Here is a 26,536-nt window from a genome sequence, read left to right on the forward strand (position 1 = left end):
CGCTGACACAATCCGCGCATGACAGCTGACACTTCGCCCAAGCTCACGCCCGTGTCCGAGCCCGAGCACACGCCGGGGCCCTCCCTGCTTCCACGTCCGGCCCGGATATTTGTCGCGGGCCACCGTGGTCTGGTCGGCTCCGCGGTGGCCCGGCGGCTCGAAGCCGACGGACACGAGGTGCTCACCCGCGGCAGGGACCAGCTCGATCTGCGCGACGCCGCGCGGACCGAGGCCTTCCTGCGCGACGTCCGTCCGGACGCCGTCGTACTGGCCGCCGCCAAGGTGGGCGGGATCATGGCCAACAGCACCTATCCGGTGCAGTTCCTGGAGGACAACCTTCGTATACAGCTGAGCGTGGTGGCCGGCGCGCACTCTGCCGACGTCCCCCGCCTGCTCTTCCTCGGCTCGTCCTGCATCTACCCCAAGCTCGCCGACCAGCCGATCCGGGAGGACTCCCTGCTCACCGGCGCCCTCGAACCCACCAACGAGGCCTACGCCATCGCCAAGATCGCCGGCATCACCCAGGTCAACGCCTACCGCAGCCAGTACGGCCGCTCCTACATCAGCGCGATGCCGACCAACCTCTACGGCCCCGGCGACAACTTCGACCTGGCCACCTCCCACGTCCTGCCGGCCCTGATCCGCCGCTTCCACGAGGCGAGGGAGGCCGACGCCGCCCAGGTCACCCTGTGGGGCACGGGAACCCCGCGCCGCGAGTTCCTCCACGTCGACGACGTGGCGGCGGCCTGCGCCCTCCTGCTGAACCGCTACGACGAACCGGGCCCGGTGAACATCGGCTGCGGCGAGGACCTGCCGATCAGCGAACTGGCGTCGATCGTCCGCGAGGTGACGGCCTATCAGGGCGAGATCACCTGGGACACGACGAAGCCCGACGGCACCCCCCGCAAGCTCCTGGATGTAACCCGCCTCACTGAACTGGGCTTCAAGCCGGCGGTTGAACTCAGAGACGGCATTGCGGCGACATACGAGTGGTGGCTCAACCAGCACTGAACAACTGACGGTTCGACCGCGCCCCTTAGGGGCGCGGGGCCGTGTTGAACTTGCGGCTACCGCCGCGTGGGCGCGAGCAACCACAGTGCACCCGCAGACGAAACGCGACCCCACCCGGCAATCGCGAAGCACCCCGCGCACTCAGTACGCCCCGCGCCCGTCAACGACCGCCCGCAGCGTCCGAGTCATGATCTCCATGTCCGCGGACACCGACCAGTTGTCCACGTACCAGAGATCCAGCGCCACCGTCTCGTCCCACGACAGATCCGACCGCCCGCTGACCTGCCACAACCCCGTCATCCCCGGCTTGACCGCGAGCCGCCGGTGCTCGACCTGGCTGTAGCGCGCCACCTCCTCCGGCAACGGAGGACGCGGGCCGATCAGGGACATGTCACCGCGAACTACGTTGAACAGCTGAGGCAGCTCATCAAGGGACAACCGTCGCAACACGGACCCCAACCGCGTCACCCGAGGGTCGCGCCGCATCTTGAACATGTGTCCGTCGTTCTGGTTGCGCTGTGCCAGCGAGGCCCGCCGGGCCTCCGCGTCGACGACCATCGTCCGGAACTTCCACATGGTGAACGGCCGCCCACCGAGCCCGCACCGCGTCTGCCGATGGAACACCGGCCCCGGCGAGGAGAACCGCACGGCCAGAGCGAGCGCCCCGAACACCGGCGCCAGCGCCAGCACTCCGAGCAGCGCGCCCGCCCGGTCCAGCAGCGACTTCAACCAGGGCTGCCCGAACTCCTGCGCGGGCGGCGCCACTTGAAGCACCGTCAGTCCCGCGGCCGACGTGGGCCGCACGCGAGCCTGCGCCACCTCCGAGAGGCCCGGCACCACCGCCAGCTGCAGCCCGGCCCCGTGCAGCGCCCAGGACACCTGCCGCAGCCGTTCCCCGGTCATCCGCAACCCCGGCACCACGAGGGCGACATCCGCCCCGGACGCCTCCACGGCCCGCAACACGGCCTCGGCGTCCCGCTGATGGTCCATGTCCAGCGACGCCAGCCGCTCCGACACCGGCATCCCGCACCCGAGCACCTGATGCCCGACGGGTACGACGCCCACCACGACGTACGCGTGATCCGTACGCGAGGACAGCCGCCCGACGACCTGATCCACGGCGGCCGGCTCCCCGACCACGAGCGCCCTGCGCACCGCCCGCGCCTCACGCCGCTGACGATTGAGATGCAGCCGGGTGAGCGGAGTGACCGTGGCCGTCAACAACAGCCCGGGCGTCAACGCGGCCAGCGCCAGGGTCGGTTCGGGCCCGTTCTCCACGTCCGACAGCACGAGCGCCAGCGCCAGGATCCCGGCCAGCAGCACCCAGTCCCGTACGGCGGCCAGTACGCCCCACGACTCACCGAGCCGCTGGGCCGCGTACCGCTGCCGTATCGCCCGGATCGCCGCCCACGCACCCGCGCCGACCAGTCCGGCGACGACCGGCACGTCCTGCCCGTCCGCGTCCAGCACCGCGACCAGTGGCACCCCGACCCCGAAGGTGTCGGTCACCACCGCCAGCGGCCGGTACCACCGCGCCTTTCCGTCCCCTGCCCGTCCCTTCGGCCTGATCCGCTCCGGTCGAGGTCTCGCCGGGCCGTCCTCTTCGACGACCGCCCGACCCCCCGGTTCCCCGGCCGATTCCGACACGCCGACATCCCGCATGCGCTGCCCCCCAGCCATACGACGCCGTCAGCACACCCGTTCGCGATGTCGAACTGTTCCCCACCGAACGGGTGTACCCAAGTGATCGAAAAACGTAGGGCACAACCGCACTCGTTGGCTGGAGTTTTCGAGGAATTCACAGAAATCTGGTGAAGGTGATAGCGAAGGGTCTTCACGTCACCATCACGTGATGTGACGGAAAATACCGGGACAACCACGGACGGCTCACGGGTGAACGGCGCACGGGGGGTGGTGGGTCCGCCCGGCATCGGGTACATACGATCCAGTAGCACCGGTCAGTAACGAAAATCCCCAAGATCCCTATTCGCGGCGAGGTGAGCCTCATGTCCGCACCACAACAGAAGCCCGTCGTCACCGAGCGTGAAGCCCGCCAGGTGGCGGAGGCCGCGCGTGAGCAGGACTGGCGAAAGCCCAGCTTCGCAAAGGAACTCTTCCTCGGCCGCTTCCGGCTCGACCTCATCCACCCCCACCCCATGCCGCCGTCCGAGGACGCCAAGCGCGGCGAGGAGTTCCTCGCCAAGCTCCGCGACTTCTGCGAGACGAAGGTGGACGGCGCCCTCATCGAGCGCGAGGCGAAGATCCCCGACGAGGTCATCAACGGCCTCAAGGAACTCGGCGCCCTCGGCATGAAGATCGACACCAAGTACGGCGGACTCGGCCTCACGCAGGTCTACTACAACAAGGCGCTGGCCCTGGCGGGTTCGGCGAGCCCGGCGATCGGGGTCCTCCTCTCCGCCCACCAGTCCATCGGCGTCCCGCAGCCGCTGAAGCTGTTCGGCACCCAGGAACAGAAGGAGACCTTCCTGCCCCGGTGCGCCCGCACCGACATCAGCGCGTTCCTCCTCACCGAACCGGACGTCGGCTCCGACCCGGCCCGCCTCGCCACCTCGGCCGTACCGGACGGGGACGAGTACGTCCTCGACGGGGTGAAGCTCTGGACCACCAACGGCGTGGTCGCCGACCTCCTGGTCGTCATGGCCCGGGTCCCCAGGAGCGAGGGCCACAAGGGCGGCATCACCGCCTTCGTCGTCGAGACCGGCTCGCCGGGCATCACGGTCGAGAATCGCAACGCCTTCATGGGCCTGCGCGGCATCGAGAACGGCGTGACCCGCTTCCACCAGGTCCGCGTCCCGGCGGCGAACCGCATCGGCCCGGAGGGCGCGGGCCTGAAGATCGCCCTGACGACCCTGAACACCGGCCGCCTCTCCCTCCCCGCGTCCTGCGTCGCGGCGGGCAAGTGGTGTCTGAAGATCGCCCGCGGGTGGTCGGCGGCCCGCGAGCAGTGGGGCAAGCCCATCGCCCACCACGAGGCGGTCGGCTCGAAGATCAGCTTCATCGCGGCGACGACCTTCGCCCTGGAAGCCGTGCTCGACCTCTCCTCCCAGATGGCCGACGAGGACCGGAACGACATCCGTATCGAGGGCGCCCTGGCCAAGCTCTTCGCCTCCGAGATGGGCTGGCTCATCGCCGACGAACTGGTCCAGATCAGGGGCGGCCGGGGCTTCGAGACGGCGGAGTCCCTGGCGGCCCGGGGTGAACGGGCGGTCCCGGCGGAGCAGGTGCTGCGAGACCTCCGCATCAACCGCATCTTCGAGGGCTCGACGGAGATCATGCACCTCCTGATCGCCCGAGAGGCGGTCGACGCCCATCTCACGGTGGCGGGCGACCTGATCGACCCGGAGAAGTCCCTGACGGACAAGGCGAAGGCGGGCGCCCAGGCAGGCGCCTTCTACGCCAGGTGGCTCCCGAAGCTCGTGGCGGGCCAGGGTCAACTCCCGTACTCCTACAACGAGTTCAAGCGCGAGGTGGACCTCTCGGTACACCTGCGCTACGTGGAGCGCACGGCCCGCAAACTGGCCCGCTCCACCTTCTACGCCATGTCCCGCTGGCAGGGCCGCATGGAGACGAAACAAGGCTTCCTCGGCCGGATCGTCGACATCGGCGCCGAGCTCTTCGCCATGAGCGCCGTCTGCGTCCGCGCCGAACTCCTGCGCACCACCGAGGACCACGGCCGCCAGGCCTACCAACTCGCCGACGCCTTCTGCCGCCAGTCCCGCATCCGCGTCGAAGAACTCTTCGGCCGCCTGTGGACCAACACCGACGACCTCGACCGCAAGGTCGTCAAGGGCGTCATGTCCGGCACCTACGCCTGGCTGGAGGACGGCATCGTCGACCCCTCCGGCGAGGGCCCCTGGATCGCCGACGCGACCCCCGGCCCCAGCGAACGGGACAACGTCCACCGCCCGATCCGCTGACGGGCCCATGGCACCGCGTCCCCCGGAGACCTCCTTCGGGGGACGCGCTGTCCTCACACACCGTCCTTACGGCAACAATGGGGGGATGAGCGACAGTCCAGCCCCCCTCGCCGACCCGCACCTCGTCTACGACCCGGTGGCGGGCGACGGCCCGAAGGACGTGGTGATCCTCGGCTCCACGGGCTCGATCGGCACCCAGGCCATCGACCTCGTGCTCCGCAATCCCGACCGCTTCCGGGTCACCGCGCTCTCCGCCAACGGCGGCCGGGTGGCCCTCCTCGCCGAGCAGGCGCACCGCCTCGGGGTACGGACCGTCGCGGTCGCCCGCGAGGACGTCGTACCGCAGCTGCGCGAAGCCCTCACCAGCCGGTACGGCGCCGGCGAGCCGCTCCCCGAGATCCTCGCCGGACCGGACGCGGCCACCCAGGTCGCCGCCTCGGACAGCCACACCGTGCTGAACGGCATCACCGGCTCCATCGGTCTCGCCCCGACCCTCGCCGCCCTGGAGGCGGGCCGCACCCTCGCGCTCGCCAACAAGGAGTCGCTCATCGTCGGCGGCCCGCTGGTCAAGGCCCTCGCCAAGCCCGGGCAGATCATTCCGGTCGACTCCGAGCACGCGGCCCTCTTCCAGGCGCTGGCCTCCGGGACCAGAGCGGACGTACGCAAGCTCGTCGTGACGGCGTCCGGCGGCCCCTTCCGCGGCCGCACGAAGGAAGACCTCGCGAGCGTCACCGTCGAGGACGCCCTCGCCCACCCCACCTGGGCCATGGGCCCGGTGATCACGATCAACTCCGCGACCCTCGTCAACAAGGGCCTGGAGGTCATCGAGGCACACCTCCTCTACGACATTCCCTTCGACCGCATTGAGGTGGTCGTGCATCCCCAGTCGTATGTCCACTCGATGGTTGAGTTCACGGACGGATCCACGATCGCCCAGGCGACGCCCCCCGACATGCGCGGGCCGATCGCCGTCGGCCTCGGCTGGCCGGAGCGCGTCCCCGACGCGGCCCCCGCCTTCGACTGGAGCAAGGCGTCGACCTGGGAGTTCTTCCCGCTCGACAACGACGCGTTTCCTTCGGTCAACCTTGCGAGGCACGTGGGGCAGCTCGCGGGCACGGCCCCGGCGGTGTTCAATGCCGCCAACGAGGAGTGCGTGGAGGCCTTCCGGGCCGGCGCGCTGCCGTATCTCGGGATCATCGAGACGGTGACCCGGGTGGTGGACGAGCACGGCACCCCGCGCACGGGAACCTCGCTCACCGTCGCGGACGTCCTCGAAGCGGAGACCTGGGCGCGCACCCGGGCCCGGGAACTGGCAGCACAGACGGCGGAGGCCCGTGCATGACGACCCTGATGTTCATCCTCGGCATAGCGGTCTTCGCGTTCGGACTCCTCGTCTCGATCGCGTGGCACGAGCTCGGCCATCTGTCCACGGCCAAGCTCTTCGGCATCCGCGTGCCGCAGTACATGGTCGGCTTCGGCCCGACCCTCTGGTCCCGCAACAAGGGCGAGACCGAGTACGGCATCAAGGCCATCCCGTTCGGCGGCTACATCCGCATGATCGGCATGTTCCCGCCGGGCCCCGACGGCAAGCTGGAGGCCCGCTCCACCTCGCCCTGGCGCGGCATGATCGAGGACGCCCGCTCGGCCGCGTACGAGGAGCTCAGGCCGGGCGACGAGACGCGGATGTTCTACACCCGCAAGCCCTGGAAACGGGTCATCGTGATGTTCGCGGGCCCGTTCATGAACCTGATCCTCGCGATCGTCCTGTTCCTGACGGTCCTGATGGGCTTCGGCATCCAGCAGCAGACCACCACCGTCAGCTCGGTCTCCCCCTGTGTGATCTCGCAGAGCGAGAACCGCGACGAGTGCAAGAGCACCGACCCCAAGTCCCCGGCCGCGGCGGCGGGCATGAAGGCGGGCGACAAGATCGTCTCCTTCGCCGGGGTGCGGACCGACGACTGGAACACCCTCTCCGACCTCATCCGTGACAGCGCCGGCAAGACGGTCCCGATCGTCGTCGACCGCGACGGCAGGGAAGTCCCGCTCCAGGCGAAGATCGCCACCAACCTCGTCGCCAAGAAGGACTCCGCCGGGGCCTACGTCCAGGGCGAGTACGTCAAGGCCGGCTTCCTCGGCTTCAGCGCCGCCACCGGCGTCGTCAAGCAGGACCTCGGCGACTCGGTGGTCTGGATGACGGACCGGGTGGGTGACGCGGTGGACTCCCTGGCCGCCCTCCCGTCGAAGATCCCGGCCCTGTGGGACGCGACCTTCGGAGACGGCCAGCGCGAACCGGACTCCCCGATGGGCGTCGTCGGCGCGGCACGGGTGGGCGGCGAGATCGCCACCCTCGACATCCCGGCATCCCAGCAACTGGCGATGTTCGTGATGCTGCTCGCGGGCTTCAACCTCTCCCTGTTCCTCTTCAACATGCTCCCGCTGCTCCCCCTGGACGGCGGCCACATCGCGGGCGCCCTGTGGGAGTCCCTGCGCCGGAACGTGGCGAAGGTGCTCCGCCGCCCGGACCCCGGCCCGTTCGACGTGGCGAAGCTGATGCCGGTCGCCTACGTGGTGGCGGGAATCTTCATCTGCTTCACGGTTCTCGTCCTGATCGCGGACGTGGTCAACCCGGTGAGAATCTCCTAGTCATACGGCGTTCACCGCGGCCCGGCACACTGTGTGCCGGGCCGTCCCCGTTCGTATGGGTTGACGATGGGGATGTGCCCGGGCCTGCGCACGTGCCGTAATCTCGAAGCCTGGAGCCCACTGTTCCGTTGGCGCCGGACCTTGATCCACGACTTGGGGTTGCACAGCAGATGACTGCGATTTCTCTCGGCATGCCGTCCGTTCCGACCAGGGTTGCCGAGCGCCGCAAGAGCCGGCAGATCCAGGTCGGCACCGTAGCGGTCGGCGGCGACGCCCCGGTCTCCGTCCAGTCGATGACCACGACCCGTACGTCCGACATCGGCGCGACGCTCCAGCAGATCGCGGAGCTCACGGCGTCCGGCTGCCAGATCGTCCGGGTCGCCTGCCCCACGCAGGACGACGCGGACGCGCTGTCGACGATCGCCCGCAAGTCGCAGATCCCGGTCATCGCGGACATCCACTTCCAGCCGAAGTACGTCTTCGCGGCCATCGAGGCCGGCTGCGCCGCCGTCCGCGTCAACCCCGGCAACATCAAGCAGTTCGACGACAAGGTCAAGGAGATCGCGAAGGCCGCCAAGGACCACGGCACGCCGATCCGCATCGGCGTCAACGCCGGCTCCCTGGACCGCCGTCTGCTCCAGAAGTACGGCAAGGCGACCCCTGAGGCCCTCGTCGAGTCGGCCCTGTGGGAGGCGTCCCTCTTCGAGGAGCACGACTTCCGGGACATCAAGATCTCGGTGAAGCACAACGACCCGGTCGTCATGATCGAGGCGTACAAGCAGCTCGCCGCCCAGTGCGACTACCCCCTCCACCTCGGTGTGACGGAGGCGGGCCCGGCCTTCCAGGGCACGATCAAGAGCGCGGTGGCCTTCGGCGCCCTCCTCTCCCAGGGCATCGGCGACACGATCCGTGTCTCGCTGAGCGCGCCCCCCGTGGAGGAGGTCAAGGTCGGCAACCAGATCCTGGAGTCCCTGAACCTCAAGCAGCGCGGCCTGGAGATCGTCTCCTGCCCGTCCTGCGGCCGAGCCCAGGTCGACGTCTACAAGCTGGCGGAAGAGGTCACGGCCGGCCTCACGGGCATGGAGGTCCCCCTCCGCGTCGCGGTCATGGGCTGCGTCGTCAACGGCCCCGGCGAGGCCCGCGAGGCCGACCTCGGCGTCGCCTCCGGCAACGGCAAGGGCCAGATCTTCGTCAAGGGCGAGGTCATCAAGACGGTCCCCGAGTCCAAGATCGTCGAGACCCTCATCGAGGAGGCCATGAAGCTGGCCGAGCAGATGGAGGCGGACGGCGTGGAGTCGGGCGAGCCGTCGGTGGCGGTGGCGGGCTGACGGCACTTCTTGAGTTCCGGTCCAGGCAATCCCAGCCCGTCCGGCGTTTGAGGACGAGGCCCGTTCAGGGCCGGAGCGGGGGTCTGGGGGCGGCAGCCCCCAGCCGACGGCACCGAAACGCCGCGCACCTCAAAGCACCCGGCACCATCACAGGGCGGCACCGCTCAGCTTCCGCAGGTACAGTGCGGAGATCAGCTGTCCCCAGTGTGAGGCCCCCCGCCCGTGTTGACCCAGACGACCTCCCGGGTCCTCGAACCGAGCGACCTGGACGCCGCGCTCGCCGTCCTCGACCGTGAGCCGGTCGCGAACGCCTTCGTGACGTCAAGGGTCCAGGTCGCCGGCCTGGACCCCTGGCGCCTCGGCGGCGAGATGTGGGGCTGGTACGAGGACGGAATGCTGACGTCCCTCTGCTACGCCGGCGCCAACCTGGTCCCGATCTGCGCGACCCCCCGGGCCGTACGCGCCTTCGCCGACCGCGCCCGCAGAGCAGGCCGCCGCTGCTCCTCGATCGTCGGCCCCTCGGAACCCACCGCCCAGCTCTGGCGCCTCCTCGAACCCAGCTGGGGCCCGGCCCGCGAGGTCCGCGCCCACCAGCCGCTGATGGTCACCGACCGCATGCCCACCGACATCGCCCCGGATCCCTACGTCCGCCGCATCCGCAAGGACGAGATGGAAACGATCATGCCGGCGTGCGTGGCGATGTTCACCGAGGAGGTGGGCGTCTCCCCGCTGGCGGGCGACGGCGGCCTCCTCTACCAGGCGAGGGTCGCCGAACTCGTGGGCTCCGGCCGCTCCTTCGCCCGCCTCGACGCCGACGGCAAGGTCGTCTTCAAGGCGGAGATCGGCGCGGCCACGACCCAGGCCTGCCAGATCCAGGGCGTGTGGGTGGCCCCGGAGTACCGGGGGAGGGGCCTGGCGGCCCCCGGAATGGCGGCGGTCCTGCGTTACGCCCTGGCGGACGTGGCTCCGGTGGTCAGCCTGTACGTCAACGACTTCAACACGGCCGCGAGAAGGACGTACAGGCGAGTCGGCTTCCAGGAGGTCGGCGCTTTCATGAGCGTTCTCTTCTGAGATACACACGCACCCCACACCACGCGCGCCCCTATACGATCCCCACATGCGATTTCCCGGTCACGGTCACCGCCGCCACCCCGACGACGACATCGTGATCGGCCCCCTGGACCTCCCCGCCCGCGTCGACGAGGCACTAGCGGTCCAGGCCGTCGCCTTCGGACTCGGCGCCGACGAAGTCGCCGTCCGCCGCCAGATCGTCCTCCGCCACATGACCTACCCCGGTGCCCGTGCCCTCGGCGCCACCTCGGCGGGCCGTCTCGTGGGCTTCGTCTACGGCATGCCCAACGACCGCACCCACTGGTGGTCCACGGTCGTGGAGCCCTACCTCCGGGCCCAGGGCCACGACATCTGGCTGGACGACTCCTTCGTCATCACGGAACTCCACGTCCACCCCGGCTACCAGAACCGCGGAATCGGACGCTCCCTGATCACGACGATCACGGACGGCGCCACCGAACCCCGCTCGATCCTCTCGGCGATCGACACGGACAGCCCGGCCCGCGGCCTGTACCACTCCCTCGGCTACCAGGACCTGGCCCGCAAGGTCCTCTTCCCCAGCGCCCCGAAACCGTACGCCGTGATGGGCGCCCCCCTCCCGCTGCGCCGCCGTTAACCGATTTCCGCCACAACCGGACCCCCGGCTAACCTCCTTGCCATCACCCTTATCCGGCAGGAGTACGAGAACCATGGCCAACGCACCGGTCCAGCGCATGTCCCAGTTGATGGCGAAGACGCTGCGCGACGACCCGGCGGACGCCGAGGTCCTCAGCCACAAGCTCCTCGTCCGCGCCGGCTACGTGCGCCGCACCGCCGCCGGTATCTGGAGCTGGCTGCCCCTCGGCATGCGGGTCCTGCGCAACGTGGAGCGGGTCGTCCGTGAGGAGATGGACGCGATCGGCGCCCAGGAGGTGCTGCTCCCCGCCATCCTGCCGCGCGAGCCGTACGAGGCGACCGGCCGCTGGGAGGAGTACGGCCCCGAGCTGTTCCGCCTCCAGGACCGCAAGGGCGGCGACTACCTGCTCGGCCCGACCCACGAGGAGATCTTCACCCTGCTGGTGAAGGACCAGGCGTCCTCGTACAAGGACCTGCCGGTCATCCTCTACCAGATCCAGAACAAGTACCGCGACGAGGCCCGCCCGCGGGCCGGCGTCCTGCGCGGCCGTGAGTTCCTCATGAAGGACTCGTACTCCTTCGACACCGAGGACGAGGGCCTGGCCCAGTCCTACGCCCTGCACCGCCAGGCCTACCAGAAGATCTTCACCCGCCTCGGCCTCGACTACCGCATCTGCGCCGCCACCGCGGGCGCGATGGGCGGCTCGAAGTCCGAGGAGTTCCTGGCCCCGGCCGAGGCCGGCGAGGACACCTTCGCGGACTGCCCGAACTGCGACTTCGCGGCCAACACCGAGGCGATCACGTACGAGCTCAAGCCGGTGGACGCCACCGACGTGCCCGCCGCCGAGGACATCCCGACCCCGGACACCCCCACCATCGAGACCCTCGCCGCCCAGCTCGGCGTCGAGGCCTCCGCCACCCTGAAGAACCTCCTCGTCAAGGTCGACGGCGAGATCGTGGCCGTCGGCGTCCCCGGCGACCGCGAGGTCGACATGGACAAGGTCGAGGCGTACTTCGCCCCGGCGGCCGTCGAGATGGTCACCGAGGCCGACTTCGCGGGCCGCCCGGACCTGGTCCGCGGTTACGTCGGTCCGCAGGGCCTGGGCGAGAAGGTCAAGTACATCGCCGACCCGCGCGTGGCCCCCGGCACCGCGTGGATCACGGGCGCCAACAAGGCCAACACGCACACCAAGAACGTCGTCGCGGGCCGCGACTTCGAGGTCGGCGAGTACGTCGACGTCGTGGTCGTGCAGGAGGGCGACCCCTGCCCGAAGTGCGGCACCGGGCTCAAGCTGGACCGCGCCATCGAGATCGGCCACATCTTCCAGCTGGGCCGCAAGTACGCCGACGCCCTCAAGCTCGACGTCCTCGGCCAGCAGGGCAAGCCGGTCCGCGTGACCATGGGCTCCTACGGCATCGGCGTCACCCGCGCGGTCGCGGCCATCGCCGAGCAGAGCGCCGACGAGCAGGGCCTGTGCTGGCCCGCCGAGGTCGCCCCGGCCGACGTCCACGTCGTCGCCGCCGGCAAGGCCCTCCAGACCGAACTGGCCCTGGAGGTCTCCGAGAAGCTGCGCGACGCGGGCCTGCGGGTCCTGGTCGACGACCGCGCCGGTGTCTCCCCGGGCGTGAAGTTCACGGACGCCGAGCTCATCGGCGTACCGAAGATCCTCGTCGCGGGCCGCCGCTCCGCCGAGGGCGTCCTGGAGCTCAAGGACCGCAAGACCGGCGAGCGCGAGGAACTGACCGTCGACGAGGCGATCGCTCGCCTCAGCGCGTAGGGAAACTCCTCGCAGAACGACGGCGCGAGATGCCGTCCGCCGCGCGTCCTTCGCGGACCGCGGCGGCGCGGCATCTCGCGCCGTCGTGGCGACCGAGAACGAGGTTGACCCGACGGCCAGCTCGGAGATGGACGCCATCGGCTGCGATCGCGATGTCGCCCGGGCCCACGAGCCGCGACCACCCGGCCCGCCTCACGGTCCGCCGCGCCACCGCCAAGGCCCGGGACGCTTGCAAGGCCGCCGCCGCGATGTCGGCCGAGGCGGCCGACCGCCGGGGTGTTCATGAGCCTCGGTGGCGACACGGCCCAGTATGGGGGCAGCCCCGGCCGGGCAGGGCGGCCGACTGGCAGGTCCGCCTCCAGGGCATCAGATGGTCGACCCGCCCACTTGGTTGCCGGTCCGCACCCCATGGCGCGCGCACGGTCCTGACCGCTGCTGACCACATGCGCCTGCCTGAGTGTCCGGTGCGCCAGGAGAGCCCGACAGCGACACCTCCAGGCCGGCGCCGACCGACCTCAGAGGCGCCGCCGGCCGCCACGTACCCGCAGCCGGAACTCGACCCCTAGAGCCACCCGGCGAACTCCAGCAGCAACTCCGCGTCCTGAAGGCGCCCGACCCGCCGCGCCCGGACCCCCGACTCCACGGCCCGGAAGAGCGTCCATCCCCGCAGCCGCTCCTGATCCACGTCCAGCGATTCGGCGAGCCTCTTCACCCGCCGTCGAGTGATCGCCGCCCCCGACGGCTGAGCGATCAGATCCTCGACCCGGTCCCGGACCAGTCGAGCCAGATCGAACGCGCACTCACCCACCACCGGATCCGGCCCCACGGCCAGCCACGGCACCCGCTCCCCGGCCAGCACCTTGCTCTGCCGGAACGTCCCGTGCAGCAACCGGGACTCCGGCGGCGAGGCCAGCAGCTCCGAGCGGGCGGCGAGCGCCGCATCGACCAGTGGCCCCAGCTCGGCGGAGCCGCTCGCCGTGGCCCGCATGGCCTCGGCCTGGCGGCCCGTCCGCTCGGCGACGGTCTCGAAGCCATGATCACCAGGCGGCTCCACCCACAGCCGCCGCAACGTCCCGGCGGCCTCCAGCAGCGCCTTCGGCTCCGGCAACGACCGCACGGAGACATCGGGATGCAGCCGCTCGAGCAGCAGCACCCCCTCCCCGGCAGCGGCCGGCTCCAGGAGCTGCACTGCCCCCGAGCCACCCCAGTGCGCGAGCGCCGCCCGCTCCGCCTCCGGCCGGAACCGAGGAGGCGCCAGCTTCAGCACCGCAGGCGTGCCGTCGGCACGGCGGACCAGGACGACGAGGCTGCTCCGGCCCCCCGGAACCTGCACCCGCTCCACGGTCAACTCGCGCAGCGCGACCGCCTGTCGAGCCGCCTCGGGCAGCTTCTCCAGCCAGTCGTCACCGGGTGCCGTCTCACCGAGCGCCCTCACCAGACGCGGCGGTGGTTCGAAAGCCATACGCGAGTCGTTCCCTTCAGATCCCGGTTACGCCGTGGGCGACGCCGTCCCCGTCGTCCCGGTCGCCGCCCGTTCGGCGAGACCAGGGAAGGCTACGCTCTCCCCGCGCCACCGCACCGCCCGCACCGCCGCCTCCCGCAGCGCCTCGGCGCCCAGCGCGCGCCGCCCGTCCACGGCTGCCCGCACCAGGTCGGAGTACACCCCGGCGACCCGGTCCTCCAGCTCGGCGGCCAGCCGTACGGCCGCGTCGGAGTCCTGCACCGGGAACGGCAGCGCATACCCGGCGGCCGCGGCCACGGGCTTGCCGCCCAGGTCCCGCACCTCACGGACCAGCGCGTCACGCCGGGCGCGATGGGCGTCGTACGCCGACTTCGCCTCGGTGCGCCGCCCCTCCCGGATCACTCCGCCGACGACCCCGTACCCGTACACGGCGGCATGCTCGGCGGCCAGTGCCGCCTGGAGCGCGGTCAGCTGCCGCTCGTCCTGCTCGTCGCTCACTTCACGCCCTCCGCCATCAGGTCCCCACGCGCCGCCGGGACCGGCCCGCGCCCCTTCCGCCCGTCGCTCATTTCGCCGCCTCCGTCAGCAGATACGCGTGCGCGGCCCCGGCGGCCGCCACCGACGCCAGCAGCCGCGCGAGCTCGCCCGGCACCTCCAGCAGCGTCTTCGCCCGCGCGTCCGCGAGCGACCGCTCGGCGGTGGCGAGCCCGGCGACGGCGTCCTTCTCGCTGCCGGGCACGGCGGAAGGGGCGGGGGAGGCGGGGGAGCCGGAGGCTGACGGCGACGCCGGGCCGGTGGTGGCCGCCGCGCTCCCCCCGAACGCCTCCACATGCCGCACGGCCTCCGCCCGCAGCGCTCCCAGTCGCTCCGCGAGCCCCGGATGGGCGGCGATCACGGCGTCGTACCGCTCCACGATCCCCCGGCTGTCCCGCGCCGCACGTGCGCGTGCCCGCTCCACGACCGACGGACTCCCGCCGGTGCTCTCCTCGGTGTCCTCGGACCCCGAGGAGCATCCCACGAGCAGGGCAGCCCCGGCGGCCGAGGCGAGAAGGGTTCTTCGACGCGGCCCCGAGGGGGTGCGCGACGGCAGGGAGTACGGCACGGCAGTCGTCCTCTGGAGGCTCGTACGAACACACGGGCGGGAGGCGGCCCGCCGGTGATCACGGTACCCGCGCCCAGGTCCGCAGCCACTCATCGGCACCGTCCACGGCCTTGGTGGACGCACGATGGACGGCAACACCCCCCGTGACCGGATACCCTTTGACCAGACACGCGACCTACCCACAACAGCACACGCGGCCGAGGAGTCACCCGGATGAGCACGACCCAGAGCGAGAGGCTGCGAGAGCTCCTGGAACCGCTCGTCACCGCCCAGGGCCTGGATCTCGAAGAGATCGCACTGGACTCCGTCGGCCGAAAGCGTGTGCTCCGCGTCGTCGTGGACTCCGACAGCGGCGCCGATCTGGACGCCGTCGCCGATGTGAGCCGCGCGCTCTCGGCGAAGCTCGACGAGACGGACGCGATGGGCGAGGGCGAGTACACCCTCGAGGTCGGCACCCCGGGCGCGGAGCGCCCCCTCAAGGAGCACCGGCACTATGCGCGCGCCGTCGACCGGCTGGTGAAGTTCCAGCTGACCGAGGGCGGCGAACTGGTCGCACGGATCCTGGAGGTCGACGACGACGGTCTCGACGTCGAGGTGCCCGGAGTGAAGGGCCGCAAGGCCACCAGTCGCAGGCTCGCGTTCTCCGAGATCGACAAGGCGCGCGTCCAGGTCGAGTTCAACCGCAAGGACAAGAAGGAAGAGGAGGCGTAGCCGTGGACATCGACATGAGTGCCCTGCGGGGCTTGGTACGGGAGAAGGAGATCTCCTTCGACCTGTTGGTCGAGGCGATCGAGTCGGCCCTCCTCATCGCCTACCACCGCACCGAGGGAAGCCACCGCCACGCGCGCGTGGTCCTCGACCGGCAGTCCGGCCATGTGGTCGTGTGGGCGAAGGAAGACCCGGAGGACCTCGAGGAGGGCCAGGAGCCCCGCGAGTTCGACGACACCCCGTCCGACTTCGGCCGTATCGCCGCCACCACCGCCAAGCAGGTCATCCTGCAGCGGCTGCGCGACGCCGAGGACGACGCCACGCTCGGTGAGTACGCGGGGCGTGAGGGCGACATCGTCACCGGTGTCGTGCAGCAGGGCCGCGACCCGAAGAACGTGCTCGTGGACATCGGCAAGCTGGAGGCCATCCTGCCGGTGCAGGAGCAGGTCCCGGGCGAGACGTACCAGCACGGGATGCGGCTGCGGTCGTACGTCGTACGAGTGGCGAAGGGTGTCCGCGGCCCGTCCGTGACCCTCTCCCGTACGCATCCCAATCTGGTGAAGAAGCTCTTCGCGCTGGAGGTGCCGGAGATCGCCGACGGTTCGGTGGAGATCGCCGCCATCGCGCGTGAGGCCGGTCACCGCACGAAGATCGCCGTACGGTCCACCCGTTCCGGTCTGAACGCCAAGGGCGCCTGTATCGGCCCGATGGGCGGCCGGGTGCGCAATGTCATGGGTGAGCTGAACGGCGAGAAGATCGACATCGTCGACTGGTCGGACGACCCGGCCGAGATGGTGGCGAACGCGCTGTCCCCGGCCCGTGTCTCCAAGGTGGAGGTCGTGGACCTCGCCGCCCGCTCGGCCCGGGTGACCGTGCCGGACTACCAGCTGTCCCTGGCGATCGGCAAGGAAGGGCAGAACGCCCGCCTCGCCGCCCGTCTGACCGGCTGGCGGATCGACATCCGGCCCGACACCGAGCAGGCCGGGGAACCGGCAGGGGAATAGATCCAAGCCGCGCTTGGCTTAGATCACGACAACAACCGTTCGATTCCTGCCCCAAAGGGGTGAGGTCGGTACGGGGAGGTAGACTTAGCAGTGTCTGGCCGGACGCGCGCCCGCGCATGCCCTGAGCGCACCTGTGTGGGGTGCAGGCAGCGAGCGGCCAAGACCGATCTGCTGCGGACCGTGGCGATCAAGGACGCATGCGTTCCTGATCCACGCGGTACGCTGCCCGGCCGGGGCGCCTATGTGCACCCCGCCCTGGTCTGTCTCGACCAGGCGGTACGCCGCCGGGCGTTCACGCGGGCGCTTCGCGCCCCGGGAGCGCTCGACGTAAAGGCGTTGCGCCAATACGTCGAGCAGACAGACAGTTGCTGAGCAGGCAACACCGTAAGAAGCGTCGCGCGGAACCCCCGTGCGGCCCTGGTACCCCGCGAGTTGGAAGTAGGTCGAGATTGCGATGAGCACTCGATGAGCACGCGATGAGTACGCCCATGAAGTAGCGACGGTCCGGACGCAACCCGGACCTAAAAGGAGCGAAGTGGCTAAGGTCCGGGTATACGAACTCGCCAAGGAGTTCGGCGTGGAGAGCAAGGTCGTCATGGCCAAGCTCCAAGAACTCGGTGAATTCGTCCGTTCGGCGTCTTCGACCATCGAAGCGCCCGTCGTCCGTAAGCTGACGGACGCCCTCCAGCAGGGCAACGGAGGCGGCAAGCCCGCCCCCGCACGTAAGGCTGCCCCGGCCAAGCCGGGCGCCCCCTCTCCGGCGCAGGCTGCCCGTCCGGCCGCCCCGCGCCCGCCGGCCCCCAAGCCGGCCGCAGCCGAGACGCCCGCGGCTCCCGCCGCGCCGGTCACTCCCGGCCCCCGTCCCACCCCGGGCCCGAAGCCCGCGCCGCGCCCCGCGCCGGCGTCCCCGGCTCCGACCACGCCCGAGTTCACGGCACCGCCGGCGGCTCCCGCCGCGCCCGCCCAGGGCTCCGGCCCGCGTCCGGGCGCCCCGCGTCCGGCCGGCCAGCAGGCCCCGCGTCCGGGTGCCCCCCGACCTGCCGGTGCTCCCGGTCAGGGCGGTCAGGGTCGTGGTGACCGCGGTGACCGGCCCGGCGCCCCGCGTCCGGGTGGCCAGGCGCCGCGTCCCGGTGCCCGTCCGGCCGGTCCCCGTCCGGGCAACAACCCCTTCACCTCTGGTGGCTCCACCGGCATGGCGCGCCCGCAGGCGCCCCGTCCGGGCGGTGCCCCGCGTCCCGGCGGCCAGGGTGGCCCCGGTGGCGCTCCCGGCGGCGCCCCGCGTCCGCAGGGTCAGGGTCAGGGCGGTCCGCGTCCCCAGGGTGCTGCCGGCGGTCCCCGTCCGCAGGCTCCGGGCGGCGCTCGTCCGACCCCCGGCGGCATGCCTCGTCCGCAGGGCGGCGGTCCCCGTCCCGGTGGCGGCCCCGGCGGTCCGCGTCCGAACCCGGGCATGATGCCGCAGCGTCCTGCTGCCGGCCCGCGTCCCGGCGGCGGTGGCCCCGGTGGCCGTGGTCCCGGTGGCGGCGGTCGTCCCGGCGGTGGCGGCGGCGGTCGTCCGGGTGGCGGCGGCTTCGCCGGTCGTCCGGGTGGCGGCGGTGGCGGCGGCTTCGCCGGTCGTCCCGGTGGTCCCGGTGGCGGTGGCGGCGGCTTCGCCGGTCGTCCCGGTGGTCCGGGTGCCGGTGCCGGCGGCGGTGGCCGTCCCGGCTTCGGCGGTCGTCCCGGCGGTCCCGGTGGCCGTGGTGGCACGCAGGGCGCCTTCGGTCGTCCCGGCGGTCCCGCGCGTCGCGGTCGCAAGTCGAAGCGGCAGAGGCGCCAGGAGTACGAGGCCATGCAGGCCCCGTCGGTCGGCGGTGTGATGCTGCCTCGCGGCAACGGCGAGTCCATTCGCCTGTCGCGCGGTGCCTCCCTCACCGACTTCGCGGAGAAGATCAACGCCAACCCGGCGTCGCTCGTCGCGGTCATGATGAACCTCGGCGAGATGGTCACGGCCACGCAGTCCGTCTCCGACGAGACGCTGCAGCTCCTCGCCGGCGAGATGAACTACACGGTTCAGATCGTCAGCCCCGAGGAGGAGGACCGCGAGCTGCTCGAGTCCTTCGACCTGGAGTTCGGCGAGGACGAGGGCGACGAGGACGACCTGGTCGTCCGCCCGCCGGTCGTCACCGTCATGGGTCACGTCGACCACGGTAAGACCCGACTGCTCGACGCCATCCGCAAGACGAACGTCATCGCGGGCGAGGCCGGCGGCATCACCCAGCACATCGGTGCCTACCAGGTCGCGACCGAGGTCAACGACGAAGAGCGCAAGATCACGTTCATCGACACCCCGGGTCACGAGGCGTTCACCGCCATGCGTGCCCGTGGTGCCCGGTCGACGGACATCGCGATCCTCGTCGTCGCGGCCAACGACGGCGTCATGCCGCAGACGGTCGAGGCGCTCAACCACGCCAAGGCGGCCGACGTCCCGATCGTCGTCGCGGTCAACAAGATCGACGTCGAGGGCGCGGACCCGACCAAGGTGCGCGGTCAGCTGACCGAGTACGGCCTGGTGGCCGAGGAGTACGGCGGCGACACCATGTTCGTCGACATCTCCGCCAAGCAGGGTCTGCACATCGACTCCCTGCTGGAAGCGGTCATCCTGACCGCGGACGCCTCGCTCGACCTGCGGGCCAACCCGAACCAGGACGCGCAGGGTATTTCCATCGAGTCCCGTCTCGACCGCGGCCGTGGTGCCGTGGCGACGGTCCTCGTCCAGCGAGGCACCCTGCGGGTCGGCGACACGATGGTCGTGGGCGACGCCTACGGCCGTGTGCGCGCCATGCTCGACGACAACGGCAACAACGTCGCCGAGGCGGGTCCGTCCACGCCGGTCCAGGTGCTGGGTCTGACCAACGTCCCGGGTGCGGGCGACAACTTCATCGTGGTGGACGAGGACCGTACGGCCCGTCAGATCGCGGAGAAGCGCGCCGCCCGTGAGCGCAACGCGGCCTTCGCCAAGCGCACGCGCCGCGTCTCCCTCGAAGACCTGGACAAGGTGCTCAAGGCCGGCGAGGTCCAGCAGCTCAACCTCATCATCAAGGGTGACGCTTCTGGTTCCGTCGAGGCGCTCGAGTCCTCCCTGCTCCAGCTGGACGTCGGCGAAGAGGTCGACATCCGCGTCCTGCACCGCGGCGTCGGTGCGGTCACGGAGTCGGACATCGACCTGGCGATGGGCTCGGACGCCATCGTGATCGGCTTCAACGTCCGTGCGGCCGGCCGTGCCGCGCAGATGGCCGAGCGCGAGGGTGTGGACGTCCGGTACTACTCGGTCATCTACCAGGCGATCGAGGAGATCGAGGCGGCCCTCAAGGGCATGCTCAAGCCGGAGTACGAAGAGGTCGAGCTCGGTACGGCGGAGATCCGCGAGGTCTTCAAGTCGTCCAAGCTGGGCAACATCGCGGGTGTCCTCATCCGCTCCGGCGAGGTCAAGCGCAACACCAAGGCGCGCCTCGTCCGCGATGGCAAGGTCATCGCGGAGAACCTCAACATCGAGGGTCTGCGTCGCTTCAAGGACGACGTCACCGAGATCCGCGAAGGCTACGAGGGTGGTATCAACCTCGGAAACTTCAACGACATCAAGGTCGACGACGTCATCGCGACGTACGAGATGCGCGAGAAGCCGCGCGCGTGACCTGACACGCGACTGGGGCCGGTCGGCGGAAGTTATTTCCGTCGATCGGCCCCGGCCGTTGCGTGTACGGTTCCTGTATCGGCGTCGAAGCGTGGCGCCCATACCCCGAACCGGCGGGACATCCGGACACACACATGTATGTGGGGACTCTGTCCTTCGATCTGCTCCTCGGCGACGTTCACTCGCTGAAGGAGAAACGCTCTCTCGTCCGTCCGATCGTGGCCGAGCTCCAGCGCAAGTACGCGGTGAGCGTGGCGGAGACGGGCAATCAGGACCTCCATCGCAGGGCCGAGATCGGGCTGGCGATGGTCTCCGGGGACACGGGACACCTCTCCGACGTACTGGACCGCTGTGAGCGGCTGGTCGCCGGACGGCCCGAGGTGGAACTGCTCTCGGTTCGACGCAGACTCCACAGCGACGAAGACTGAAGCGACGAAGACCGAAGCGACGAAGTCTCAGCACGACGTCTGAGAACGACGTCTTGGCACGACGACGTCTTGGCAAGAGGCAAGACATTTAAGGAGACGGACCAGTGGCCGACAACGCGCGGGCGAAGAGGCTGGCGGACCTCATCCGGGAGGTGGTGGCCCAGAAGCTGCAGCGCGGGATCAAGGACCCGCGGCTCGGCTCGCACGTCACCATCACGGACACCCGGGTCACGGGTGACCTCCGGGAGGCGACCGTCTTCTACACGGTGTACGGGGACGACGAGGAGCGCGCGGCCGCGGCCGCCGGTCTGGAGAGCGCCAAGGGCGTGCTCCGCTCCGCGGTCGGTGCGGCGGCGGGCGTGAAGTTCACCCCCACCCTCACCTTCGTGGCGGACGCCCTCCCGGACACCGCCCGGACCATCGAGGACCTCCTCGACAAGGCGCGGCAGTCCGACGAGAAGGTGCGCGAGGTCTCGGCCGGCGCCACCTACGCCGGTGAAGCCGACCCGTACAAGAAGCCGGGCGAGGACGAGGACGACTCCGCCGAATGACCCAGAAGAACCGGACGCCCGACGGGCTTGTCATCGTCGACAAGCCGTCGGGCTTCACTTCGCACGACGTGGTCGCCAAGATGCGCGGGATCGCCAAGACCCGCCGCGTCGGCCACGCCGGCACCCTCGACCCCATGGCGACGGGCGTGCTCGTCCTCGGCGTCGAGAAGGCCACCAAGCTCCTTGGGCATCTCGCCCTCACGGAGAAGGAGTACCTGGGCACCATCCGCCTGGGCCAGACGACCCTGACCGACGACGCGGAGGGCGAGATCACGGGGTCGGCAGACGCCTCGAAGGTCACCCGAGAGGCCGTCGACGCCGGGATCGCCAAGCTGACCGGCGACATCATGCAGGTGCCGTCCAAGGTCAGCGCCATCAAGATCGACGGCGTGCGCTCCTACAAGCGGGCGCGCGAGGGCGAGGAGTTCGAGATCCCGGCCCGCCCGGTGAAGATCTCGTCGTTCGCGGTGTACGACGTCCGGGACGCGGTCGCCGAGGACGGCACGCCGGTCCTGGACCTGGTCGTCTCGGTGGTCTGCTCGTCGGGCACGTACATCCGGGCGCTCGCCCGCGACCTGGGCGCGGACCTGGGAGTGGGCGGCCATCTGACCGCCCTGCGCCGCACCCGCGTGGGCCCGTACAAGCTGGACTCCGCCAAGACCCTGGACGATCTGCAGAAGGACCTGACGGTCATGCCGATCGCCGAGGCCGCCACGGCCGCGTTCCCGCGCTGGAACGTGGACGCCAAGCGGGCCCGGCTGCTCACCAACGGCGTACGTCTGGAGATGCCCGACGAGTACGCGGGCCGCGGAGCCGTGGCCGTCTTCGACCCGGAGGGCCGTTTCCTCGCGCTGGTCGAGGAAGAGAAGGGCAAGGCGAAGAGCCTGGCAGTCTTCGGCTGAGGCTGAGGTGCTTGTCGCAAGGTTCCGCCCGTGGAGCGGCGGTCACGGAGTACTCCGCCGCTCCACGGTCCCCCCTCGGTTCCCCCACCCCTAGGGTGTATCCAACGTTCCCCGCCCATTCACCCGACCGGGCAGGCGCTCGGAGTGAACCGGGGGAGCGGAAGGGGGCGCGTTCACCGCGCGATCTGTCCCGCCGATCAACCCATGCCTAACGTCGAACACGGGCCCATGGACACGGGCACGGCGGGGAGGTTCGACGATGGCGGGACGTGGCCCGCGCGCTGCGGGCGACCGCCGACGCGCGGGTGAGGACACGACGGCTTCCGACATGGGCGGGCGCTCCGGTGTGCCCGGCGGGGGCGGGCGTTCCGCCGGCTCCGCGACGAGCGCACACACCACGACTTCCGGCGCCGAGGGGCGAGCGGCGGCTTGGGGTGCGGGGCGGTGGTCCGGGGTTTCCGGTGTGGGGGAGCGTTTCGGGGAGTCGCGGGCGGACGAGTGGGCTGAGGCTTCCGGCAAGGGGCCCGCGGGTTCCGGTTCAGGGCCTGGCGCTGGTGCTCTCGGACGTGCACCCGATGAAGCCCTCGTCCGCATCCACGACCTCGCCGGACGACCCCGTGGCACCGGATTCGTCGCCGATCACCACGGCACCGTGATCACCAGCCACGAGGCGGTCGACGGGCTGCCGAGGCTCCTGCTGTACGCCGCCGAGGACCGTCACTGCGTGGTGACCGCCGACGCGGTGACCGCGCTGCCCGAGCTGAACCTGGCCTTCGTACGCACGGAGGGGCTCGGCGTCGACCCGCTTCCGGTGACCGTGCGGGAGCGGATCGAGACCGGCGCCTATGTGCGGATCGCCGCCGGGGGCTGGCGCGAGGCGCGGTTGCTCGACACGGCCTCCGTGACGTACACGGCGACGGACCGTTTCCATCTTCTCGACGGCGCACTGGAGTTGGCGATCGGCACGGCCGGACAGGACGCGCTGCGGCTCGGCGGCGGGGCGGCCGGGGGACCGGTCCTCGACGCCGCGACCGGCGCGGTCCTCGGCGTCCTCGGCACCGCGCTGCAGAGCGGCCGCCGCGACGCCGGGTACGCCGTCCCTCTGCTCCCGGCCCCGGACGGCCCGCTCGCCGACCTCCTCGCCGAGAACGCGGCGACCGTGCCGGCGTACGGCGTCGACCTCAACCTCGCGGGGGTACTGGAGCTGACCGCCACCTCGGTGGGCCAGGACGGTCCGCCGGGAGCGCTGGCGGGTTACGTGGGGAAGGCCCCCGCCGGTGCCTTCGGCCCGGTCGAACCGGTCGAACGGGCCGCCACGACAGCGGAGTTCGAGGCCTTCACCCAGGGCGCGGCGTCCGTCCTCGCGCTCGTCGGCCCGCCAGGCAGCGGCCGTACGACCGAACTTGCATCCCTCGCCGCCCGCCGCAACCGGGGTGCACGCCCCGCCCCCACTCTGTGGCTGCGCGGAGCCGATCTGAAGGACGAGGACACCTCCGTCGCGGACGCGGCACGCCGGGCGCTGGCGAGGGCGGCGAGGATCGTGGCGGCGTCGCGGTCGGTGTACGTCGCCGACCTGGGAGACGTCACCCCCGAGCGGCTTTCCCGACTCGCGCACGCCGCGGGCCGCCCCCTTCTGCTCCTCCTCGACGGCCCCGAGGAGATGCCGCCCGTCCTGGCCCACCGCGTGGCCGAGTGGACGGAGGGGACGGCGAGGTGGCTCGGGGAGACGGGGGCGCGGCTGGTGGTGGCGTGCAGGGCGGAGTACTGGGAACGGGCGGGATTCTCAGGTTCGGGTCTTTCAGCCCGTCCGGGGGTGCCCCCTCCGGGGGAGTTCGAGGACGAGGCCGTTCAGGCCGAAGGGGGGTCTGGGGGCGCAGCCCCCAGGGGTGCGGGGTCGAAGGGGCGGCAGCCCCTGGAGGACGGGACGGGCAGGGGCGGCGGGGGCGAGACTCCCCTCTGCGTACACCTGGGAGACCTGTACGACGACGAGGCCCGCGAGGCCCGCGCCCGCTACCGCATCCCCGAACACACCCTCACCGCCACCGACGCAGGCCACCCCCTCACCCTCCGCCTCCTCTCCGAGGTCCGAGCCGCCCTCCCCGACACCGGCACCGACATCGGCGCCCCCGGCCCCCGCATCGACCGCCACGACGTCTTCGCCGCCCACCTGGACCTGATGTGCCTCCGCATCGCCGTCCGCCTCGCCGCCGAGAACGGTCTCCGCGGCACGGCCGTACGCCGCCTCGCGGCCAAGGTCTCCGGGCAGGTCCACGAGGCGGCTCGCCGCAGCCTCGGCCCGGGCCAGGGCGAGCTGGACCGGGAGTCCTTCGAGGCGGTGTTCCCCTGGGGCCAGGCCCCCGCACGGCTCGGCGGCGGCACCGGCTGGGCGTCCGCCGTCCTCACCGAAGGCCTCCTCGTCCCTGCCGGCAACGGCTACCGCTTCGCCCACGAGGAGCTCGCCGACTGGATCCAGGGCATGCACCTGGACCTGGACGAGGCGTTGCGCGCCCTGGTCCACCGTCGTACCCCGCACCCCTTGCCGGTGCCGCACCACCGCATCGGCCCGGTCATCCAGTCCCTGCTCCTCCTGGCCCGCCAGCACGGCACCCCCCGACTGGCCCTCCGCCTGGAGGAGCTGATCCAGGCCCTGGACGCCGACCCGGACTCCTGGTGGGCGGCCCGCCTGCTGACCGAGTCCCTGCGCCGGGTACCGGACGCGACGCCGTACACGGGCGTGCTGCGCCTGCTGGCGGACCGGGTGGCGGACTGGCGCCGCCGGGAACGGACCCAGTACCCCGCCACGCCCCGGCCCCAGGACCCCACAGCCCCCCAACCCCAAAGCCACCTCCGACCTCAACCCCAACCCCAGAACCACCCCCAAGACCCCACCCGACCCCGCCCCCTCTCCACCGAGTTCACCCCCGACTTCTGGCTGGCCCTCCCCCTGCCTTCCGTGTCCCTCCTCGACCTCTTCCGCCGTCTGGTCCTCGCCGACGGCCCCGCACACGACACCGCCCCCCGTTTCCTGGACGCCGCCTCCCGGCTCCTCGCCGCCGATCCCACCGCCGTACAACCTCACCTCACCCGCTGGTTCGACGACGAGCGCCCGCTCCCCGCCACCCCGCACGCGACGGTCGCCAGGGCCGCGCAGGCGCTGCTGCACACCCACCGTCAGCTGGCGCTCGACGACCTGACCGAGGTGCTGGTCGACTGTGCGCACCGCCGGGCCGACGAACTGCTGGCCGTGCTCGCGGAGGACGAGCCGTCCGCGGTGTGCCGGGCGGTGGACCGCTGGGCGCACGACGAACGGCCGGACCGCAGGGTGGCCGCCGTGGCGTACGGCCTGCGCGCGGCCCCGCACGTGACCACGGAGGCCGATCGCGAACTCCTCCGTTATGCCGCCCTCACGCTTCTCGCCCGCCCCGCCGACTGCACCCTGCACGGCGGCGCGCTCGCCCTCCTCGTCCGCGATCCCCACACGCGGGCCCGCCATCTCCCGCAGGCGCTGGGCCACTTCATGGCGGGCGACCCGCAGTTCCCGCCGAGCGCGCTGGTCGCGGCCCTGGCCACGCACCCGGAGCCGGTCCTCGACGCGTTCCGAGCACGGTTGCGCCGCCCCGGCGCCGGAGAGGCGCTGCGCACGCTCGCCGACGTCACGACACCCACACCGGCCCGGCGGATCGCCGTACTCGTGCGGGAGGCGGTGGAGCAGCGTCCGGAGACCGCGGCGGACGTGGCCGCGTACGTCGACCGGCGCCTCGACCAGGGGCCGGGGGCGCGCTCGGTGCTCTTCCCGCTGGTGACGGGCCTCCTGGACGGTGCGCCCGAGGAGGTACGGGTTGCCCTGGCCGCCGTACTCACCGCCCCCGGCACCCCGGACTCCCGCCCGTTGCGTCGAGAACTGCTCGAATTCCTGCTGAGGCACGAGCATGCGCCGGTCGTCCTCGACGCGCTGCTCCACGCCGCCGCCCGCCACCCCGACGAAGGTCTGCGCGACCTCGTCCACCGCACCGGTCTCCTCCTCGTGCGCACTCCGGACGGCGCGGCCCGTTTCGACCGCTCGCTCGTCGATCTGGGCCGTCAGGTGCAGGGCTTCGCCGCGCAGGTGGCGGGCTGGCTGACGGACGCTCCGCAGGAGTGGGCGGCGGTCGTCGGTCCGAGCACGCGCCGGATGATCGAGAACCTGGCGGGTGTGCGGGTCCCCGCATAGCCGCTCGACGGCGTCACCCGTACGTGGGCCGGGTCACAGCCCCCATGCCGATGCGGGCCGGAGGGACGCGGCATGGCACCCTTAGACCTGCGTAAGAGGTCAGCCGTATATACGGACA

Annotated in this window: 20 protein-coding genes; 16 read left to right on the plus strand and 4 right to left on the minus strand. The window is 71.3% G+C overall.

The window, feature by feature from the left end:
- The first annotated feature begins 18 nt into the window (after positions 1–18).
- A complete protein-coding gene (locus tag PH203_RS25645) occupies positions 19–1,011 on the plus strand; it encodes a GDP-L-fucose synthase (protein WP_289922837.1) in 993 nt (330 codons plus the stop codon).
- A gap of 141 nt (positions 1,012–1,152) precedes the next feature.
- Here the strand turns inward: PH203_RS25645 and PH203_RS25650 are convergent, their stop codons facing one another.
- A complete protein-coding gene (locus PH203_RS25650) occupies positions 1,153–2,520 on the minus strand; it encodes a sugar transferase (RefSeq protein ID WP_289922838.1) in 1,368 nt (455 codons plus the stop codon).
- A gap of 497 nt (positions 2,521–3,017) precedes the next feature.
- On the opposite strand from PH203_RS25650, the gene PH203_RS25655 reads away from it, so the two are divergent.
- The 7 genes from PH203_RS25655 to PH203_RS25685 all read left to right on the plus strand — a co-directional run bounded on the left by PH203_RS25655 (position 3,018) and on the right by PH203_RS25685 (position 12,384).
- Positions 3,018–4,949, plus strand: coding sequence for an acyl-CoA dehydrogenase family protein (locus tag PH203_RS25655; protein WP_289922839.1), 1,932 nt, complete (start codon positions 3,018–3,020; stop codon positions 4,947–4,949).
- 85 nt (positions 4,950–5,034) lie between these two features.
- Positions 5,035–6,291: a 1-deoxy-D-xylulose-5-phosphate reductoisomerase gene (gene dxr, locus PH203_RS25660; protein ID WP_289922840.1), complete on the plus strand. Its 1,257-nt coding sequence runs from the start codon at positions 5,035–5,037 to the stop codon at positions 6,289–6,291.
- 8 nt (positions 6,292–6,299) lie between these two features.
- Entirely contained in the window at positions 6,300–7,592 is a 1,293-nt protein-coding gene (locus PH203_RS25665; protein WP_289922882.1) for a site-2 protease family protein, read from the plus strand.
- Between the two features lie 170 nt (positions 7,593–7,762).
- On the plus strand, positions 7,763–8,920 hold the full coding sequence (gene ispG / locus PH203_RS25670; RefSeq protein ID WP_289922841.1) for a flavodoxin-dependent (E)-4-hydroxy-3-methylbut-2-enyl-diphosphate synthase: 1,158 nt from the start codon (positions 7,763–7,765) through the stop codon (positions 8,918–8,920).
- A gap of 222 nt (positions 8,921–9,142) precedes the next feature.
- A complete protein-coding gene (locus PH203_RS25675; RefSeq protein ID WP_289922842.1) occupies positions 9,143–9,991 on the plus strand; it encodes a GNAT family N-acetyltransferase in 849 nt (282 codons plus the stop codon).
- 46 nt (positions 9,992–10,037) lie between these two features.
- Positions 10,038–10,607: a GNAT family N-acetyltransferase gene (locus tag PH203_RS25680; protein WP_289922843.1), complete on the plus strand. Its 570-nt coding sequence runs from the start codon at positions 10,038–10,040 to the stop codon at positions 10,605–10,607.
- Positions 10,608–10,680: 73 nt separating this feature from the next.
- Positions 10,681–12,384: a proline--tRNA ligase gene (locus tag PH203_RS25685; RefSeq protein ID WP_289922844.1), complete on the plus strand. Its 1,704-nt coding sequence runs from the start codon at positions 10,681–10,683 to the stop codon at positions 12,382–12,384.
- Between the two features lie 562 nt (positions 12,385–12,946).
- Here the strand turns inward: PH203_RS25685 and PH203_RS25690 are convergent.
- The 3 genes from PH203_RS25690 to PH203_RS25700 form a co-directional block, all read right to left on the minus strand.
- A complete protein-coding gene (locus PH203_RS25690; RefSeq protein WP_289922845.1) occupies positions 12,947–13,846 on the minus strand; it encodes an aminoglycoside phosphotransferase family protein in 900 nt (299 codons plus the stop codon).
- Positions 13,847–13,873: 27 nt separating this feature from the next.
- The gene (locus PH203_RS25695; RefSeq protein WP_289922846.1) at positions 13,874–14,344 is read right to left on the minus strand and encodes a ferritin-like domain-containing protein; all 471 of its coding nucleotides are present in this window, start codon (positions 14,342–14,344) and stop codon (positions 13,874–13,876) included.
- Between the two features lie 67 nt (positions 14,345–14,411).
- The gene (locus PH203_RS25700) at positions 14,412–14,948 is read right to left on the minus strand and encodes a hypothetical protein (protein ID WP_289922847.1); all 537 of its coding nucleotides are present in this window, start codon (positions 14,946–14,948) and stop codon (positions 14,412–14,414) included.
- Positions 14,949–15,161: 213 nt separating this feature from the next.
- On the opposite strand from PH203_RS25700, the gene rimP reads away from it, so the two are divergent.
- From rimP to PH203_RS25740, 8 genes are all read left to right on the plus strand, one after another.
- Complete coding sequence (gene rimP, locus PH203_RS25705; protein ID WP_289922848.1) at positions 15,162–15,659, plus strand: ribosome maturation factor RimP; 498 nt, start codon at positions 15,162–15,164, stop codon at positions 15,657–15,659.
- Positions 15,660–15,661: 2 nt separating this feature from the next.
- Positions 15,662–16,660, plus strand: coding sequence for a transcription termination factor NusA (nusA, locus tag PH203_RS25710; RefSeq protein WP_289922849.1), 999 nt, complete (start codon positions 15,662–15,664; stop codon positions 16,658–16,660).
- Between the two features lie 90 nt (positions 16,661–16,750).
- Entirely contained in the window at positions 16,751–17,032 is a 282-nt protein-coding gene (locus tag PH203_RS25715) for a YlxR family protein (RefSeq protein ID WP_266821404.1), read from the plus strand.
- 163 nt (positions 17,033–17,195) lie between these two features.
- A complete protein-coding gene (gene infB / locus PH203_RS25720) occupies positions 17,196–20,327 on the plus strand; it encodes a translation initiation factor IF-2 (RefSeq protein WP_289922850.1) in 3,132 nt (1,043 codons plus the stop codon).
- A 134-nt stretch (positions 20,328–20,461) separates the two neighbouring features.
- Positions 20,462–20,755, plus strand: a complete 294-nt coding sequence (locus PH203_RS25725) for a DUF503 domain-containing protein (protein ID WP_289922851.1) — start codon at positions 20,462–20,464, stop codon at positions 20,753–20,755.
- A gap of 104 nt (positions 20,756–20,859) precedes the next feature.
- Entirely contained in the window at positions 20,860–21,306 is a 447-nt protein-coding gene (rbfA, locus tag PH203_RS25730; RefSeq protein WP_289922852.1) for a 30S ribosome-binding factor RbfA, read from the plus strand.
- Positions 21,303–22,208, plus strand: a complete 906-nt coding sequence (truB, locus tag PH203_RS25735) for a tRNA pseudouridine(55) synthase TruB (RefSeq protein WP_289922853.1) — start codon at positions 21,303–21,305, stop codon at positions 22,206–22,208. Before rbfA ends, truB begins: the two co-directional genes overlap by 4 nt.
- Positions 22,209–22,800: 592 nt before the next feature.
- Complete coding sequence (locus PH203_RS25740; RefSeq protein WP_289922883.1) at positions 22,801–26,418, plus strand: trypsin-like peptidase domain-containing protein; 3,618 nt, start codon at positions 22,801–22,803, stop codon at positions 26,416–26,418.
- The last annotated feature ends 118 nt before the right edge of the window (positions 26,419–26,536 follow it).

The sequence above is a fragment of the Streptomyces sp. S.PB5 genome, from assembly GCF_030403745.1.
Lineage (GTDB): Bacteria > Actinomycetota > Actinomycetes > Streptomycetales > Streptomycetaceae > Streptomyces.

What these genes read in the sequence shown, in the direction of transcription:
- PH203_RS25725 (WP_289922851.1), top strand. Translation starts at nt 20,462, where the DNA reads ATGTATGTGGGGACTCTGTCCTTCGATCTGCTCCTCGGCGACGTTCAC.
- dxr (WP_289922840.1), top strand. Translation starts at nt 5,035, where the DNA reads ATGAGCGACAGTCCAGCCCCCCTCGCCGACCCGCACCTCGTCTACGAC.
- PH203_RS25645 (WP_289922837.1), top strand. Translation starts at nt 19, where the DNA reads ATGACAGCTGACACTTCGCCCAAGCTCACGCCCGTGTCCGAGCCCGAG.
- rimP (WP_289922848.1), top strand. Translation starts at nt 15,162, where the DNA reads ATGAGCACGACCCAGAGCGAGAGGCTGCGAGAGCTCCTGGAACCGCTC.
- PH203_RS25685 (WP_289922844.1), top strand. Translation starts at nt 10,681, where the DNA reads ATGGCCAACGCACCGGTCCAGCGCATGTCCCAGTTGATGGCGAAGACG.
- truB (WP_289922853.1), top strand. Translation starts at nt 21,303, where the DNA reads ATGACCCAGAAGAACCGGACGCCCGACGGGCTTGTCATCGTCGACAAG.
- PH203_RS25690 (WP_289922845.1), bottom strand. Translation starts at nt 13,846, where the DNA reads ATGGCTTTCGAACCACCGCCGCGTCTGGTGAGGGCGCTCGGTGAGACG.
- PH203_RS25665 (WP_289922882.1), top strand. Translation starts at nt 6,300, where the DNA reads ATGTTCATCCTCGGCATAGCGGTCTTCGCGTTCGGACTCCTCGTCTCG.
- PH203_RS25655 (WP_289922839.1), top strand. Translation starts at nt 3,018, where the DNA reads ATGTCCGCACCACAACAGAAGCCCGTCGTCACCGAGCGTGAAGCCCGC.
- ispG (WP_289922841.1), top strand. Translation starts at nt 7,763, where the DNA reads ATGACTGCGATTTCTCTCGGCATGCCGTCCGTTCCGACCAGGGTTGCC.
- PH203_RS25680 (WP_289922843.1), top strand. Translation starts at nt 10,038, where the DNA reads ATGCGATTTCCCGGTCACGGTCACCGCCGCCACCCCGACGACGACATC.